Origin of the sequence: Bacillus alkalicellulosilyticus (genome assembly GCF_002019795.1) — a bacterium.
GTDB lineage: Bacteria > Bacillota > Bacilli > Bacillales > Bacillaceae_F > Bacillus_AO > Bacillus_AO alkalicellulosilyticum.
On record NZ_KV917381.1, the window covers coordinates 3640661 to 3657450 of the forward strand.

Genomic DNA, 16790 nt, shown 5'->3' on the forward strand with positions numbered 1-16790 from the left:
AGTTTAACGGCTGTGCCGGCTTTCTCTACTGTACGGTTCAAGAAAGCTGCTTAAGGGTGACGTTCAATCCGTACATCCTGGAAAATCTCACAGCTACTGATTTTCCTCTCTGTAGGGTTCAGGATTTACTCTTCCCTATCATTGCAGTTGCATTTATCTTGATATATTTTACCTTTTTACCCTGGTATTCGTCAATATCAGCATAGCCATTATTTCATTAATTCATGCAGTCCTACTCACATTCGTCTATATCTTGCATACGTTAAAAGTAAGAACAACGAGAAGGAGGGGATTTACATGCCCAACCGAAGATTTCGTCCACCATCATGGCTTGTCCGCTTTCGCTACGCTATCTATCAATGTATCTTTTACCTTGTTTGCTTTCAATTTATACGCACTCTTTTCTTACCAACAATGTTCGATGTTCTTATCCTAATCGTCTTAATTATTGTGTATGTAAGCTTCCTCATTGGTGTAATATGACAAATAGCTCACCCTAAAGTATAGGTGAGCTATTGTGTTGATACTCCTTGTTCAGTTGATTTTGGTGGAAATAAAAAGGCATCTAACCGTTTCACACGTCGCATCGTCATAATTCTTTTCTCTAAACGGCGAACGTGGTCAAGTTCACTTTGGTCTGGAGTTTTATTCACATATTTTTCTAATGAAAATCGGACAGGCTCTGGAAACTTTAAATACCCTTGTAAAAGATGCTTTTCTTCTTCATGAAGAGGTAGATGATTGTCATAAATTTGAAACCAGCTTACCATTTCTTCTTCATTCCATAAACTGTACCTAAACGACTGTCGACAAAACAAAGCCAAATCTCTTGCAGGTGTATCAAGTCCAGCCTTCTCAAAATTAAATAATAATGGGTCACCTTGTTTAGAAAAATGAACATGTGACCTTGAGAGGTTCCCATGACAAAAGACAGTGCGGTATTTTTCTTTCTCACTCACAATGTCAAACCATTGTTTCGCATGATTTTTGGCTTCTTCAATGAGTAAAAGCATTTGGTGAATATGAGTCATATACGTTAGTTCATATGGCGACATGTAAATTTTTTGTTCTGCCACATCAGCAAAACGTTCAAGTTCTAGACGTTTTGAATCCCATCTTTGAATAAGAGCTTGATAGGATTCTTCTATTGTTTCTTTTGTATAAGATTGAGTTTTAACTGTCAACTGATGAATAATTCCCATTTGTTCAACCATTAGTTGTTCCGGTGACTCTCTGTGTGAATACGGTTCTTTTTCCATCCAGGGCATTAAATAATAGGAAGATGCATCTGTCACTAATACTAGTTCACCATATTTACTAGGAATGACCGGTACCGTATAACGATAATTAAGCCGTGCAAGCTTGCGTATATGATAGGCAAAGTTGTCAGCTTGCTCCTTGTTCATTCTTGACTCTTTTAATGCAAAAATGCCACGGTCTGTATACACTTTTTTTATCCGGCCAAAAGCTTCGATTTTTGTAGGATTCAAATCATAGTGATATAAGATCGCCTGATAATGATATAGCTCATTCGTATTCATGTTCTATTTGCCTTCCCTTCGTTATGCCACTCAAGTAAAAATCGAATCATTTCTTGATTTTCATTCCAGCGAGCCCGAAATACTTCGTAGTTTGCTTGACATTCCTCTATTGACTGACAATGTTGAGCTGAATCTAGCAGTTCGACAAGTTCCCATGGTAATAGGAAATCTGCTAATAATAGCTCAAGTTGCCCATTTTTTTTCATCTCAAACGAACGATTAATTTCATTTAAGACTTGTGTCAGTGAAGCCTCTCCATGAATTCGTTTCCATTCTTTGATAAATCCACAAAACTGTGTATATCCTCGTTCAGGCTTTGCCATCGTTCCTTGCCAAAACAGCACTCGGTTATGAGTTCTCGCTTGATAAAGGCTAGAAATGGAATCTAGTAAAGGTGCTGTAACATCTTTATTTCTTTTTCTAATATATTGTGCTTTTGCCACTCTACTTTTCGCTTCATCAAAGCAAGTATAAATAATCTTTTGCGTATCCTTAGTAAAGTTCTTAAAGGTATTTGCAAGTGGCTCATATTTGTCCAATGATGGAAAAGAACATGACGTTATTTCCTCTCCATAAGAAGAATGTAAACCGTAGTTTAAAACTTTTGCGAGGAGTTGTCCCCATTTTTGCTCTTCTTCAATCATAGGAGAGAGGGTGGTCACCTCATCATGAAGTGTAAACCACCCTTTGTTGTATTCGACCTCTGTCTGATTGCTCTTCGTACGTATCATTTTATCAGTGATCAAATAAGGATTAATGCTACATTCATCTCGCCAGGAAACATGCCATTGTAGCAATGAATACTCGTTCCAGAAACGGACCCGTTTTAACCCTTTATCCGTTTCAATCACATCGTTTTCTTTCCACTTTGTGATTTTTACATCATATTTTTGATTGATTAATTCGAGAACCTCCATTGGAATTCTCCCCTATTCTATTACCTTTTTGGTATATAGATAATTTGTCCTTCTTCTACTTGCTCATTTTCCAATCGATTAACGCGAACGAGATGGCTGGTTTGAAGTTGATAGCGTTCCGCAATGGTATCCAACGATTCATTTTCTTGAATGATGCACATTCTTAATTTTGAAAACTGCTCTTCCCCGTTAGTTAGCATTTTCGTTAAGTAAAGTGCATTTTCATCCTTTTGTGAAGTAGGTCTCTCTGGCTCGACTTCTTCTTCACGTCCCTCTTCCACTTCATTGGATTGATCCGTATTAACTACCGCTAAATCTTTAAGCGGTGCTAGATTAATTTTTGTTTGATGTTCCTCTTCATTACGTACTTCATCTTGTACTTCATCTTGTTCTTCAACTTCTTCAATGTCTTCATGTGCTTCTTCTGACTCTACTTGAAGTGCCGCTGTCGCCTGCACTTGGTTGTCTTCTTTTCGCTCTCCCGCTCGTGGGGCCGTGACTACAGTTGGAACAGGCTCTTCTTCTTCTGATGCTTGTTCTGCTCCTGTTGCTAAAACTGGCTCTTTGACTTCTTCCTCTTGAGGAGTAGATTCGACTGGTGCGACACCAAGACCAATTCCTTCTCCTTCAGCACGAGGTTGACTTGCTGCAATCGGCTCTGGTGGTGCAGCTGGACGCTGTCTCGCTTCAAATTGGAAGCTTCTAAACGCCGGTTCTGGTGGTGCCTGTTGTTGCTCATAAACTGGGAGTTGTTCTTCCAGTTGTTCTTCTGGCTCCTCTTGCACTTCATTCGTTCGTTCTACTTCATGTGTGGCCATCCCACTTATCGTTACATCAGCAGTAAGTTGGATGCATCCTCTTTCCGGTAAATCATAATCAAATGTTTCAACTTGTACATAAACATCTTCTAAGTTGTTAATTCGATTTAATGGAATCGTTACATCAATTGGAAAATAATGTTTAATCTCACCAATTCCGTCTTCCGATACCGTTACTTGTTCAATCGAACGAAAGCTTGCCAGCTCATCAATGTTACTCGGTATATTTTCTTCTTCTGGAACATTTTTGTTTGGTCGGTATTCCCCCACCAATTGTAAACCCCCACGAATAAAAACATGCTGTTCACTTTCTTCAATCGTAATTTCTGGATCCAATGACATTGATAAAATTTCTGAAATTTCCTGGCCTTTATTGAGCCAAACTGACTCCTCAATTGAAAAAGATAATTTTGATGGATGATCTTGGGTCACAGCGACTTCCTCCTTCAATCTATTTCTAGTTCCTTCTGTTTCGGTCATGTCTGTACAGTTAAACCTATGACAAGACAAAGTAGAATATGAACACTTCTTCGGAATTCATTTGATTTATAACCGATTTTGAAGAAGAAATAGAAACAAGTGGTGATTGTTCTTACATTACCAGTGTTCCTTTACTTCGCTCCAATGGGCACGATTATTTCTATTCGTTACCCCTTCCCTCGCTTTTCCCTTTCCACCGGGCACGATTATTTCTATTCGTTACCCCTTCCCTTGCTTTTTCCTTTCCACCGGGCACGATTATTCTTATTCGTCACCCCTTCCCTCGCTTTTCCCTTTCCACCGGGCACGATTATTTCTATTCGTTACCCCTTCCCTTGCTTTTTCCTTTCCACCGGGCACGATTATTCTTATTCGTCACCCCTTCCCTTGCTTTTTCCTTTCCACCGGGCACGATTATTCTTATTCGTCACCCCTTCCCTCGCTTTTTCCTCCTAATAAAAAAGAGCGATGAATGTAATTCAATTCATCGCTCTGCTTTTTATTTTAATGTAGCAAATGCTCGTTCTGCGGCTTCAATTGTTTTATCAATATCCGCTTCGGTATGTTTTGTCGATAAGAACATTCCCTCGAATTGTGAAGGTGGTAAGGAAATGCCTTGGTTTAACATTTCTTTAAAATAGGCTGCGAAGAAGTCTAGGTTGGAAGTAGATGCTTTTTCAAAGTTTATTACCTTTTCATCCGTAAAGAAGAATCCAACCATTGACCCAGCTCTACTTGTGGAGTGCGGAATGCTATGTTTTGTGGCCGCTTCGGATAAACCCTTTTCTAAGCGTGATCCTAATCTTTCAAAATGCTCATAATCCACTTCTGTTAGTTGAGACAGTGTTTCATATCCTGCTGTCATCGCTAATGGGTTACCTGACAGTGTACCCGCTTGATAGATTGGACCACTTGGCGCAATTTGTTCCATAATTTCTCGTCTTCCGCCGTAAGCACCAACTGGCAAGCCTCCACCAATTACTTTTCCAAGACAAGTTAGATCAGGAGTAACGCCAAAGTATCCTTGGGCACAGTGATATCCAACACGGAAGCCTGTCATTACTTCATCAAAAATAAGTAAGCTTCCATTTTCTGATGTCAGCTCACGCAATGATTCTAAAAATCCTGGTTCCGGTAAAACGACACCCATGTTTCCAGCAACAGGTTCGACAATTACACCAGCAATGTCATCCCCGAATTTGTCAAACGCAAGTCGTAAGCTATCTAGGTCATTATAAGGAACCGTTAATGTATTTTGTGCGACAGATTCAGGAACACCTGGACTATCTGGTAAACCAAGCGTAGCAACACCAGAGCCTGCTTTTATAAGAAGTGAGTCCCCATGTCCATGGTAACACCCTTCAAATTTTACGATTTTATTTCGACCAGTATAGCCTCGCGCTAAGCGAAGAGCACTCATCGTTGCTTCTGTTCCAGAGTTGACCATGCGTACGACTTCAATGGATGGAACACGTTCAATGACAAGCTCAGCCATCTTTGTTTCTAATTCATTTGGGGCACCAAAGCTTGTCCCGCGCTCTGTTACTTCTTTTAACGCTTCAACCACTTTTTCATCGGCGTGACCGAGAATGAGTGGCCCCCACGATAGGACATAGTCAATATACTCGTTTCCGTCAATATCATAAATACGAGAACCTTTTCCTCGCTCCATAAACACCGGATCCATTTTCACCGATTTAAACGCGCGAACTGGGCTATTCACTCCGCCTGGCATTAGCGGTTTGGCTTTTTCAAATGCTTGTTTCGAACGCTCATATCTCATTTCTTTCACCTCTTTTTTTTACTTTAACCATCTAGCTACATCTTTAGCAAAGTACGTTAAAATTAAATCAGAGCCCGCACGCTTCATACTTGTTAGCATTTCTAGTACGATCCCTTTTTCATCGACCCAACCGTTTTGACTCGCTGCTTTAATCATCGAGTATTCGCCACTTACGTTATAAGCAACTACTGGATAGCCTGTCATATCTTTTACTTCACGAACGATATCTAAATAAGATAAGGCTGGCTTTACAATGAGAAAATCAGCGCCTTCCTCGATATCCGATTGTGCTTCCCGAAGTGCTTCTAAGCGATTGGCTGCATCCATTTGATAGGTCTTGCGGTCGCCGAATTTAGGAGAACTATGAGCAGCATCACGAAATGGTCCATAAAAGCTTGATGCATACTTGACAGCATACGACATAATTGGAACATCCTCAAATCCTGCTTCATCCAGTCCATGACGAATCGCAGCAACAAAGCCATCCATCATGTTAGATGGCGCAATAATATCAGCTCCTGCCTTCGCTTGAGAAACAGCCGTTCTTGCTAATAAATCGAGAGTAGGGTCATTTAACACTTTTCCATCTTCAATTACGCCACAATGGCCGTGGTCAGTAAACTGACATAAGCATGTATCTGCAATCACCGTTAAGTCTGGGAACTTATCCTTTACGACTTTTATTGCCTTTTGGACGATTCCGTGGTCATGGTACGCTGATGTACCTACATCATCCTTTTCATTCGGTACTCCAAATAAAATAATCGCTTGAATTCCAAGCTCCACCACTTCAGCTACTTCCTCTAGTAAGTAATCTAAAGATAGTTGATAGACTCCAGGCATCGACTTGATTTCGTTTTTGACCTGTTCTCCTTCAACTGCAAATAGTGGATAAATTAAATCATCAGTATGTAACGTCGTTTCTCTAACCATTGCTCGAATAGAAGCACTTTGTCTAAGACGTCTATGACGATTAAATTGTAAATCTCTCATTCCATTTCCTCCTTTAAACTCAAAATGATTGTAGACAGTAACCCGTCTGTTGTATACGGTTCGGCTATTATAGGGGTTGTAATTCCATAGTTATGTAATGTATTAGCCGTTATCGGACCAATGCATGCAAACTTTTTTTGTTGTATGGCACTTAAGCTTAGCTTACCCTCAAGAAGCGTAAAAAAATGAGTAACCGTCGAAGAGCTTGTAAACGTTATAAAATCATACTCAGCTTTTTCCATAAGGGATTGCAGCTTTTCCTTAGAGCTCCAATCAATAACTGTTTCATATACAACGAGGTCGTCTACGAGATAACCATCCTCCTGTAAACCGACAGAAATGACATCTCTTGCAAGATTCCCTTTTGGAAAAAGAATTTTTTCTCCTGGTGAAAGCTGTAATCGAAGCTCTTCTAACAAGCTCTCCGCGACAAAACGAGGGGGTACAAGAGAAGCTGACAAACCGTGTTGCTGCAAGCAGTCTAGCGTCTTGTTTCCTACAACTGCTATCTTTTTTGTATGTAATATACTTTTATCATCTAGTAAATCTAAAAAATATGTAATGGCATTTACACTTGTAAATAGGACCCAGTCATACGTATGTAATCTATTTTCCTTAAAGAGGGGTTGTTTGGTTGCTTGAAAAGCAAGGAGCGGAACTTCAATTGCCGTTCCGCCATATTCCTCGATTTTCTTTGAGAGTGATTTTGCTTGTTCCTTCGCCCTCGTTACGACAATACGTTGATTGAGAAGGGGCAAACGGTCCACTATTGGTCAAGCTCTCTTTTTACTTTATCTAAAATTTCTTTGGCTCCTGCTTGCAACAATTTATCAGAAATCGCCACACCAAGTTCCACTGGATCTTTCCCAACCATCGTTTCTTGAATAATTGTTTTTCCATCTGGAGATCCTACTAATGCAGACATCTTAATTTGGTTGGACTCATCGATGGTGCCGTAAGCCGCAATCGGAACTTGGCAACCACCTTCCATTCGGTGAAGAAAAGTTCGTTCTGCTGTCACTGCTTTTTCTGTATCTGGGTCGTTTAAATGTTGCAGCAGGGCAATAACATCCTCATCATCAGAACGACACTCAAGACCAAGTGCTCCTTGCCCAACAGCTGGTATACACACATCTGGCTCTAAAAATTCAGTTACAGTCTCCTCTGTCCATCCCATTCTCTCCAAGCCAGCAGCAGCTAAAATAATCGCATCGAAATTCTCTTCTTTTAACTTACGTAGGCGAGTTTCTATGTTACCCCGAATCCACTGCACTTGTAGGTCAGGACGTTTTGCTAGCAATTGAGCCGATCGTCGTAGACTACTTGTTCCAACGATCGAACCAGCTGGTAAATCAGCTAGTGAAACATGGTCTTTTGAAATAAACGCATCTCTTGGGTCTACACGCTTTGTTACTGCTCCTAATGTGAACCCTTCTTGTAAAACAGATGGGACATCTTTCATACTATGAACGGCTATGTCTATCTCTTTATCTTGCATCGCTTGTTCAATCTCTTTCACAAACAATCCTTTTCCGCCTACTTTTGATAACGTAACATCTAGGATTTTATCACCTTTTGTTACGATTTTTTTTATTTCATACTCATAGGGAAGACCGAGCTTCTTTAGCTGGTCAATGACCCATTCTGTTTGTGTTAACGCTAAACTACTTTTTCTGGAACCAATCACGATTTTTCTCATGTGAACCTCCAATTTCTCTTTGACTGTTATCTATTATATAGGTTTACCATTTGTAGTTCAAAAAGGAAGCCACTGAAAAAGTTGACCTTTAGTACCACAAATGAAACTCAGAAAACCGACTTAACATAAAGTAATTAATGAGCAACAATAAAAATGCTGCAATATTTAACAAGGCCATTGTATACCCTCTAACTAATTTTACTACCCGTTGGTATAAATACACAGCATATACACCTAGCACAACGAGTGAGCTGATTACTTTTGCATCAGTAAAAGGAAGTTCTCCTAATTCAATAGAAGACCATACAAAACCAAGGATAATTCCTAATAAAAAGGTCGGAAACGCAAACATTGTCATGATAAAAGCTAACTTATCGAGCTTCGATAAATTTCCAAAACGAAGCAACCGCTTCCCCCAGATTTTCCTCTTTAGCATTTGGTGTTGCATCACATACATTAAGGAAATCGCAAAAGCTAAATTAAAGGCCGCATAAGATAATAAAATCAGTACAACATGAATGACTAACAGCTCTGAGATGAGAAGTTGCGATAATTGTTGAGAGACATCTCCTGTAGGTACAAAAAGTGAAATCGCCATCATTACAAACCCAAAAACGTTGGCGATAAATACGAGAAAGTCGACTCGGAAATACCAATTAATGAAGAGGGAAATCGTCACAACTACCCAGGCATAAAAAAATAACCCTTCAAATTGAGTTAAAATCGGGAGGCGATTTAATTCCGCCATTCGAAGTAGGAAAATAGTGGTTTGTAGTACCCAGACAATAGAAAGCAACCAGAAGGCGATACGGTTAGCCTTCCGGTTGTTTTGAATAAAATCAATGAAATAACCTAATACACTTAAGCAGTAAAGAATGATAGTAATTAGATATATAACATTAAACACGTATAGTAAACTCCTCTCTTAGGAGCGAACGACTGCATCTTCGGTTGGTGCTGCATAGGAAACAAATTCTTTCTTAGTTTGTTCCCACTCAAGCTCAGCTTTTCGCTGCCGCTCTTGTTGTTTTTCTTTTTCTTGTTGCAATGCAACTTCGTCCTCTAGAGCAAACAATTTTGTAAAAAGAGCTAGAGCTTGCTCTGAATCTTCTTCTCCGGCTAATTCTTTCACGCGAGTAATCGGATCGCGTAACAATTGGTTCACAATACTCTTTGTATGTTTGCGAAGTACTTTTAAGTCTCTTTCCGACAAGTCAGGAAGCTTTCGCTCAATGCTTTCCATTGTTTCTGCTTGAATCGCTAATGCTTTTGTGCGAAGCGCAGAAATTAAAGGAACCACACCTAACGTACTTAACCATTGGTTAAATTCAACAATTTCTTCTTCAACCATAAGCTCAATTTTCTCTGCTTCTTTTTGGCGTTCCGCTAAATTCGCTTGAACGATATTTTGTAAATCATCAATATCATATAAATAAATGTCATCAAACTCTGCTAATGCCGGGTCTAAATCACGCGGTACGGCAATATCAACCATAAACAACGGACGACCTTTGCGCTTTTTCATCGCTTGTTTCGCAAGTTCTTTAGAAATGACATAATCTCTTGAACCCGTTGAGCTTATTAAAATATCAGCTTCAACTAGGCTTTGCTCTAGCTTTTCCATTGGTTTAGCTTGACCAAGGAATCGTTTAGCTAGTTGCGCTGCTTTTTCCTCAGTGCGATTAATGACCGTAATTTGACTAGCTCCATTTGAATGCAAATGTTTTGCTGTAAGCTCACTCATTTTTCCTGCACCCAATACAACAACGTGCTTGTCAGAAAAGTCACCAAATATATTTTTGCCAAGTTCAACTGCCGCATAACTAACAGAAACCGCATTATTGCCGATTTCCGTTTCTGAATGAGCGCGCTTAGCAAGTGTGACAGCTTGTTTAAACAGCTGATTGAAAATCGTTCCCGTTGCCTGATTTTGTTGGGCGAATAGGAAGCTATCTCGGATTTGACCAAGAATTTGTGTTTCCCCTAGGATCATTGAATCTAACCCACAGGCTACACGGAATAAATGCTCGATCGCATGATGGTCTTCACGAATATCTATATATGGTATGAAATCCTGGCGGTCCATTCCGAACCATTCAGATAAAAATAACTTTGTAAAATAACGTCCAGTATGAAGCTGATCAGCTACCACGTACACTTCAGTGCGGTTACAGGTGGAGACAATCGTACACTCAAGTATGCTTTTCATACTGCGAAGCTTTTGTAACGCCTGTGGAAGTTCACTTTCTGGAAATGTAAATTTCTCACGAATCTCTACAGGAGCTTTCTTATAGTTTAATCCTACGACTATGATGTGCATTTGAATGTTTCACCCCCACTACGTAATCAATACAGCATTCATCGGCGTCTTTTTCTATAACGTACGAACAATCTTTACACATTATAACATGGTTTTATTTGAACTCAAAAAAAAAGTATGAACACTTCTTGAACCTCTATGGTATTATGTTGGTATTGTGTCTTAGATATGATAAAATATCCATTCTCAGGAAAAAAATGAAAAGGAGTTGTCTTGTTTGAAGCGTCAAGGTATTTTCCCTGGTGTTTTATTTATAGGTGTTGGTCTTTTCTTTTTTATTCAACAGTTCAATGTTCCTTTTCTCGACCAGTTCTTAACATGGCCTTCTATATTAGTTGTCATTGGTGTTGCCTTTTTATTTCAAGCATTTGTTGGTGATAATACTTATCTTTTTCCTGGTGCTTTGTTAACTGGGCTCGGCATTCATTTTCATTTATTACATCATATTACAACATGGCCTACACATTGGGCAATGTATACGCTCATTGTCGGTCTTTCCTTCATCTTTTTATACATGAAGACAAAAAAGGAAGGATTATGGCCAGGAATTATATTACTTATCGTCTCTGTATTAGGCTTTATATCAGGTGGTTTCGTTACGTGGTTCAACTCCATTTTTTCAGTCATCGAAAGCTTTTGGCCTATACTACTTATCATCCTCGGCATCTACCTAGTTGTTAGAAGAAAATAACGTAAAACCGTTATTTTTTGAAGCACTGAGCAAAGCCGCTACCATCTTTTAAAGTCAAACAAAAGTGGGGTTCTTTTGTTTGACGCGTAGCGAGCGAAGCCGTGCTCTCCTTGAGTTACCTTTACAAACAACCTTCCTTAGTCACCTTACAAGGCATGTATGAGCACGCTACAATTAGTAAAAAGCCTGACAAAGGAAAGATTTTCTTTTCAGGCTTTTTACGTTATCGCAGTTTATTGTTTGATTACTCCGTGTAATCTTCTATTAATTCAGTAACTTCCTTGTTATTGTTCTTTGCTAGTGGGAGCTTGACGATAATCGTTGTTCCTTGGTTGACTTCACTTTCTATCGCAATTTTCCCCTTATGGTGCTCAATAATACTAAAGCTCACTGCAAGCCCTAACCCCGTTCCATTTTCTTTCGTTGTGTAAAACGGCTGACCAATTTTCTCTAGCTTTTCTGCTTCAATTCCGTACCCATAGTCTCTTATGACTACCTCAACTTCACCATCTTCTTCTCTTGTACATATGTCGATTGTACCACCTTCTGGCATCGCTTCTAATGCATTTTTGACAAAGTTAATAAAAATTTGTTTCAACTGATTTTCATTACAATCAATAAAGAGGTCCTCTTCATATAATTGTTTGTTAATCCTTACATTTTTCAAATTTGATTCGGTCTCAAGCAGCGTAATGACATGATTTAATATCGTATGTATCTCGCGTTGTTCAAACTTAGATTCTGTTGGTTTTGCTAGCAGCAATAATTCATTTAAGATAAATTCAATACGATTCAACTCCGACGACATCAATGAAATATATTCTTCCTGAATCTCATATCCAAGTTGCATCATTTGAACAAATCCTTTTATCGCCGTTAATGGGTTACGGATTTCATGAGCTATCCCAGCTGCTAATTGGCCAGTGAGAGAGAGCTTCTCAGATTTCACAAGTAATTCTTTTGCTTCAATACGGTCTGATATGTCTCGACCTATGACTAGAATCTTTTCAATATCGCCTTTTTCATCACGAATGATTTTGAGGGAGACTTCTATCCATAATTCATGACCCTTTTGATGCCGAACTCTTACCGGAAAAATATCACTATCCTCAATACTCATTTGTGAAATAGACGTTTTATCATCTTCGTCTATTAGATCTGCCCCCGATTTCCCTACCAAATCCGCTGGTGTAAATCCAAGCAAGTTCTCTACCGCCGGTGAGATGTATTGAATGACACCTACTGGAGAAAGGAATGAGATAAAGTCTTGTGAGTTCTCTGATATCAAGCGGTACAATTCTTCACTTTTCTTTAATCGGTCTTGTTCAATTCTTCTTTCTGTAATATCTCTAGTCGCTCCAACTAGCTTCATGACGTTACCTTCTATATCAAAAATGGCTTCAGCCACTTCTTCTAAATGACGCAATTGTCCATTCGGTTTTACAATCCGATAATGTATATTCAGTGGATGTCCTAATTTAAGGTCATCAATAGCATCCGCTACTAATTTTTTATCGTTTGGATGGATGAGAGCTAAAAAATCTTCATACTTTATTTGAGGGCTTCTAAAATAGGAACCAAACATTTCATAGGAATCATCAGACCAAACTCGCTTATTCTCTTTGATGTCCCATTCCCATGTCCCAAGCTTTGCCACTTTTAATGCAAGTTTTAAGTTCGCTTCACTTTCTTTAATCTCTTGTTGAATGACTTTCTCTTGCGTAATGTCTTTAATAATTCCGTATATCCCGACGACTTCGTCGTTTACAATAATCGGTAAGTTCGTCACCTTAACATGAATGCTTTTGCCTAATCTATGGATGCAAACGTTTTCATATTCTTGCGGTATTCCTTTTGATGCTAACAAAAAATGACGGAATGCTTTTTCGGAATCATCCCGGTTCACAAGAGAAGTGAAATCCATTTGTAAACAATCTTCCTGGTGATACCCAAACAATATTTCAAAACTTCGATTCACAGATGTGTACTTTCCATTTAAGTCCATTGAATAAACAGCATCTGGATTTTGTTCAAATAACGATTTATAATGCTCTCTTTCCTTCTCAGTTACTTTCTTTTTTGCATTTATGTCGGTAAAATGCACAATGATCCCTGTTTCATAAGGATACGCCCTTATTTCATACCACTTATTGATCGATGTAAATCTTTCTTCAAACCGGACTTCTTTATTTTGTTCTAAGGCTTGATGAAACTGATAATAAAAAGGAGATCCAACTAATTCCTGATACAAATGCCAAATACACGTACCTGTTAGTTCTTCTCTTGATTTACCTAATAGCTGTTCAGTTGCTTGGTTTATGTAATAAAAGCGCCAATTGTGATCTAAAGAAAATACAGCATCTCGTAAATGATCTAATATTTTATGTGGCATTAATTTAATCCCTTTCAGTCATTTAGTCAACTCTATAAAATATTCCATACTTTCACATATAATTCCTCTATAAGATGGAAAAAAGCTTGAACATTTTTGGTCGTATATGACCATTTGTGTTCAAGCTTGAAATTTATTCAATGTCTAACTCATCTACTTGCTCTATTTCTTCAATTTCTCTTTTACGCTTGGAATAGTCGAGGATCGCTCCCCAAATTTGATCTTTCCCATAAGCTGTTTCAGATGAGAACACGTAAATTGAATCATTTGGGTCTTTTCCTAAAGATTTTGAGATGGCACTTGTATGTTTTTGCCATTTCCCTTTTGGTATTTTATCGCATTTCGTTGCGACTAAAATAACCGGGATACCATAATGTTTTAACCAACTATACATCATCTTGTCATCTTTAGATGGTTCGTGGCGAATGTCGATAATTTGGACAACAGCTTTTAGTTTAGAGCTTTGTTGTATGTATGTTTCGATCATTCGTCCCCATGCTTCTCTTTCTGTTTTTGGAACTTTAGCAAAGCCGTAACCTGGGACATCAACAAAATAGATCATTTCATTAATCAGATAAAAATTTAATGTTTGTGTTTTCCCAGGCTTTTGTGATGTACGGGCTAAGCTTTTTCGATTAATCATTTTATTAATAAAAGATGACTTTCCTACATTTGAACGACCAGCTAAGGCAATCTCAGGAATTGGCCCTTTTGGATATCCTTCTGGCTTTACTGCAACTGTATCTAACTCTGCTTTCGTTACCTTCATTTTTTCTCTCCCAATGCGTGCTTTAATACTTCATCTAAATGTGAAACAATGACAAATGTTAAACCTTCTCTGACTGTGTCCGGAATTTCTTCTAAGTCTTTTTCATTTTCACTTGGAATAATGATTTTCGTTAAACCCGCTCTGTGTGCACTCATCGCTTTTTCTTTCAGTCCGCCGATTGGTAACACGCGACCACGAAGTGTGATTTCCCCTGTCATCCCCACTTCTTTTTTAACGGGTCTCCCGGTTAATGCAGAAATCAGCGCTGTTGCCATCGTAATCCCAGCAGAAGGACCATCCTTTGGTGTTGCCCCTTCAGGTACATGGATATGAATATCATTTTTCTCATGAAAACTAGGATCAATGTCAAGTTCATCTGCACGTGAACGAATATAGCTGAATGCCGCTTGAGCCGATTCCTTCATGACATCGCCAAGCTTACCTGTCAAGATAAGCTTCCCTTTTCCTTGAACAACGGAGACTTCAATCGATAACGTGTCCCCACCTGCTGTCGTATAGGCGAGCCCTGTTGCTGTTCCTATTTGGTCTTCTACCTCAGCTTGACCATAGCGGAACTTTGGTTTCCCTAACATATCTTCAAGCGACTTTTCTGTCACGACGACTTTCTTTTTTTCACCTGAGACAATTAATTTTGCGGCTTTACGACAAATGGTTGCCATTTGTCTTTCAAGGTTACGGACACCCGCTTCTCGCGTATAGCGACGAATGACCTTCATTAACGCTTCATCTTTTACTTGTAGCGTCCCTTTTCCTAAACCATGGTCTTTTGCTTGTTTAGGTAAAAGATAATCTTTAATAATATGGAGTTTTTCAACTTCTGTATAACCTGCAATCGAGATAATTTCCATTCTATCGAGTAAAGGTCCAGGAATTGTCCCAATATTATTAGCCGTTGTTACAAACATCACCTTTGATAAATCATAAGGTTCCTCAATGTAATGATCACTAAATGTATTGTTTTGTTCTGGGTCCAATACCTCTAACAGAGCTGCAGCTGGGTCGCCACGGAAATCATTGGCCATTTTATCAATTTCATCAAGTAAAAATACAGGGTTAATCGTCTCAGCCTTTTTCATGCCTTGCATAATGCGACCAGGCATTGCCCCAACATACGTTCTTCGATGCCCTCTAATTTCGGCTTCATCTCTTACACCGCCTAAGGAAATTCGAACAAACTTGCGGTTAAGTGAACGTGCAATGGATCGAGCGAGTGATGTTTTACCGACACCCGGAGGGCCAGCTAGACATAAAATAGGTCCCTTTAATTCCTTCGTTAACTGCTGAACGGCTAAGTATTCAAGTACTCTTTCTTTTACTTTATCAAGACCATAGTGATCTTCATTTAAAATATCTTCAGCATGATGAATATCAAGAACATCTTCTGTTTCTTTTTTCCACGGCAAGTTCAGCAACCACTCAATATAATTACGAATCACAGAGCTCTCGGCTGCATTAGAAGGCATTTTTTCATAGCGGTCCAACTCTTTAAATGCTTTCTCCTGAACGGACTCTGGCATTTGTGCCTCTTCAATCTTTTCTTTAAGAGACGCAATTTCTCCAGTTTTCCCTTCTTTATCGCCTAGCTCTTTTTGAATAGCTTTCATTTGCTCTCGTAAGTAATATTCCTTTTGCGTCTTTTCCATCGACTTCTTAACTCGTTGCCCGATTTTCTTTTCGAGACCAAGCACTTCTTTTTCATTGTTAAGGACATCAATAATGGAGAGCAGTCTTTCCTTCACAGAAATCGTTTCAAGTAACTCTTGCTTTTCAGCAATCTTTATTGGCAAATGAGAAGAAATGACATCTGCCAACCTACCAGCTTCCGTGATATCTGTCACCGTAGCTAGCGTTTCGGCTGAAATCTTCTTCGAGAGCTTAATATATTGTTCAAATTGTTGCAATGTATTTCGCATGAGTGCTGTCTGTTCTACTTCACTCTCAATTTGCTCATCCTCAAGGACTTGAATCTCAACTTCAAACATGTCGTCATTTTCGAGATATCTTTCAATTTGCGCCCGTTGTAATCCTTCTACTAATACCCGGATTGTGCCATTTGGAAGTTTTAACATTTGTTTTACTTTTGCTAATGTCCCTACGGTATGAATTTCTTCTTCACTTGGTTCATCAATTGAAATTTCTTTTTGCGTCGCTAGTAAAATTTCATGGTCATGCACCATTACTTTTTCTAACGCTTGTACTGATTTTGCCCGACCTACATCTAAATGTAAAACCATTGTTGGAAAAACTAAAAGTCCACGTAACGGTAATAATGGAATAACCCGCGTTCTACCTTCGACCATGAGAGCACCTCCAAAAACCTTTCCAGTTCCCTGTTTCAAAATTTGAGTGGGGTGCCCACATATGGA

The 16790-nt window shown here is 39.0% G+C and carries 14 protein-coding genes and 1 other annotated feature (1 of these 15 cut by a window edge); of the genes, 2 read left to right on the forward strand and 12 right to left on the reverse strand.

The features are described 5' to 3' along the window. Window positions 1-151 (reverse strand) — a binding site (T-box leader); it reaches 74 nt to the left of the window's first position. 146 nt (window positions 152-297) lie between these two features. Next, entirely contained in the window at window positions 298-483 is a 186-nt protein-coding gene (locus tag BK585_RS18305) for a hypothetical protein (protein WP_078555380.1), read from the forward strand. A gap of 29 nt (window positions 484-512) precedes the next feature. Here the strand turns inward: BK585_RS18305 and ysxE are convergent, their stop codons facing one another. The 9 genes from ysxE to hemA form a co-directional block, all read right to left on the reverse strand. After that, window positions 513-1541 (reverse strand): spore coat protein YsxE, encoded by a 1029-nt coding sequence (ysxE, locus tag BK585_RS18310; protein ID WP_078555381.1) that lies wholly within the window; start codon window positions 1539-1541, stop codon window positions 513-515. Beyond that, complete coding sequence (locus tag BK585_RS18315) at window positions 1538-2458, reverse strand: hypothetical protein (protein WP_078555382.1); 921 nt, start codon at window positions 2456-2458, stop codon at window positions 1538-1540. Before BK585_RS18315 ends, ysxE begins: the two co-directional genes overlap by 4 nt. A gap of 20 nt (window positions 2459-2478) precedes the next feature. Next, window positions 2479-3708 carry a stage VI sporulation protein D gene (gene spoVID / locus BK585_RS18320; protein WP_170885644.1) on the reverse strand — a complete coding sequence of 410 codons (1230 nt, stop codon included), beginning with the start codon at window positions 3706-3708 and terminating at the stop codon, window positions 2479-2481. Between the two features lie 547 nt (window positions 3709-4255). Then, window positions 4256-5539 carry a glutamate-1-semialdehyde 2,1-aminomutase gene (gene hemL, locus BK585_RS18325; RefSeq protein WP_078555384.1) on the reverse strand — a complete coding sequence of 428 codons (1284 nt, stop codon included), beginning with the start codon at window positions 5537-5539 and terminating at the stop codon, window positions 4256-4258. An 18-nt stretch (window positions 5540-5557) separates the two neighbouring features. Further along, the gene (gene hemB, locus BK585_RS18330) at window positions 5558-6532 is read right to left on the reverse strand and encodes a porphobilinogen synthase (RefSeq protein ID WP_078555385.1); all 975 of its coding nucleotides are present in this window, start codon (window positions 6530-6532) and stop codon (window positions 5558-5560) included. After that, window positions 6529-7299: a uroporphyrinogen-III synthase gene (locus tag BK585_RS18335; RefSeq protein WP_170885645.1), complete on the reverse strand. Its 771-nt coding sequence runs from the start codon at window positions 7297-7299 to the stop codon at window positions 6529-6531. Before BK585_RS18335 ends, hemB begins: the two co-directional genes overlap by 4 nt. Next, on the reverse strand, window positions 7299-8231 hold the full coding sequence (hemC, locus tag BK585_RS18340) for a hydroxymethylbilane synthase (protein ID WP_078555387.1): 933 nt from the start codon (window positions 8229-8231) through the stop codon (window positions 7299-7301). Before hemC ends, BK585_RS18335 begins: the two co-directional genes overlap by 1 nt. A gap of 88 nt (window positions 8232-8319) precedes the next feature. Then, on the reverse strand, window positions 8320-9138 hold the full coding sequence (locus tag BK585_RS18345; protein WP_078555388.1) for a cytochrome C assembly family protein: 819 nt from the start codon (window positions 9136-9138) through the stop codon (window positions 8320-8322). Between the two features lie 18 nt (window positions 9139-9156). Further along, on the reverse strand, window positions 9157-10551 hold the full coding sequence (gene hemA / locus BK585_RS18350) for a glutamyl-tRNA reductase (protein WP_078555389.1): 1395 nt from the start codon (window positions 10549-10551) through the stop codon (window positions 9157-9159). 217 nt (window positions 10552-10768) lie between these two features. On the opposite strand from hemA, the gene BK585_RS18355 reads away from it, so the two are divergent. Further along, the gene (locus tag BK585_RS18355; RefSeq protein ID WP_078555390.1) at window positions 10769-11242 is read left to right on the forward strand and encodes a LiaI-LiaF-like domain-containing protein; all 474 of its coding nucleotides are present in this window, start codon (window positions 10769-10771) and stop codon (window positions 11240-11242) included. 244 nt (window positions 11243-11486) lie between these two features. Here BK585_RS18355 and BK585_RS18360 read toward each other — a convergent pair whose 3' ends face one another. From BK585_RS18360 to lon, 3 genes are all read right to left on the reverse strand, one after another. After that, entirely contained in the window at window positions 11487-13634 is a 2148-nt protein-coding gene (locus tag BK585_RS18360; RefSeq protein WP_078555391.1) for a PAS domain-containing sensor histidine kinase, read from the reverse strand. Window positions 13635-13767: 133 nt separating this feature from the next. Then, window positions 13768-14403 carry a ribosome biogenesis GTP-binding protein YihA/YsxC gene (gene yihA / locus BK585_RS18365; protein ID WP_078555392.1) on the reverse strand — a complete coding sequence of 212 codons (636 nt, stop codon included), beginning with the start codon at window positions 14401-14403 and terminating at the stop codon, window positions 13768-13770. Next, on the reverse strand, window positions 14400-16724 hold the full coding sequence (lon, locus tag BK585_RS18370; protein ID WP_078555393.1) for an endopeptidase La: 2325 nt from the start codon (window positions 16722-16724) through the stop codon (window positions 14400-14402). The genes yihA and lon overlap by 4 nt, the downstream gene beginning before the upstream one ends. Between the last annotated feature and the right edge of the window lie 66 nt (window positions 16725-16790).

What these genes read in the sequence shown, in the direction of transcription:
- BK585_RS18305 (WP_078555380.1), top strand. Translation starts at nt 298, where the DNA reads ATGCCCAACCGAAGATTTCGTCCACCATCATGGCTTGTCCGCTTTCGC.
- ysxE (WP_078555381.1), bottom strand. Translation starts at nt 1,541, where the DNA reads ATGAATACGAATGAGCTATATCATTATCAGGCGATCTTATATCACTAT.
- BK585_RS18315 (WP_078555382.1), bottom strand. Translation starts at nt 2,458, where the DNA reads ATGGAGGTTCTCGAATTAATCAATCAAAAATATGATGTAAAAATCACA.
- hemL (WP_078555384.1), bottom strand. Translation starts at nt 5,539, where the DNA reads ATGAGATATGAGCGTTCGAAACAAGCATTTGAAAAAGCCAAACCGCTA.
- hemB (WP_078555385.1), bottom strand. Translation starts at nt 6,532, where the DNA reads ATGAGAGATTTACAATTTAATCGTCATAGACGTCTTAGACAAAGTGCT.
- hemC (WP_078555387.1), bottom strand. Translation starts at nt 8,231, where the DNA reads ATGAGAAAAATCGTGATTGGTTCCAGAAAAAGTAGTTTAGCGTTAACA.
- hemA (WP_078555389.1), bottom strand. Translation starts at nt 10,551, where the DNA reads ATGCACATCATAGTCGTAGGATTAAACTATAAGAAAGCTCCTGTAGAG.
- BK585_RS18360 (WP_078555391.1), bottom strand. Translation starts at nt 13,634, where the DNA reads ATGCCACATAAAATATTAGATCATTTACGAGATGCTGTATTTTCTTTA.
- yihA (WP_078555392.1), bottom strand. Translation starts at nt 14,403, where the DNA reads ATGAAGGTAACGAAAGCAGAGTTAGATACAGTTGCAGTAAAGCCAGAA.
- lon (WP_078555393.1), bottom strand. Translation starts at nt 16,724, where the DNA reads ATGGTCGAAGGTAGAACGCGGGTTATTCCATTATTACCGTTACGTGGA.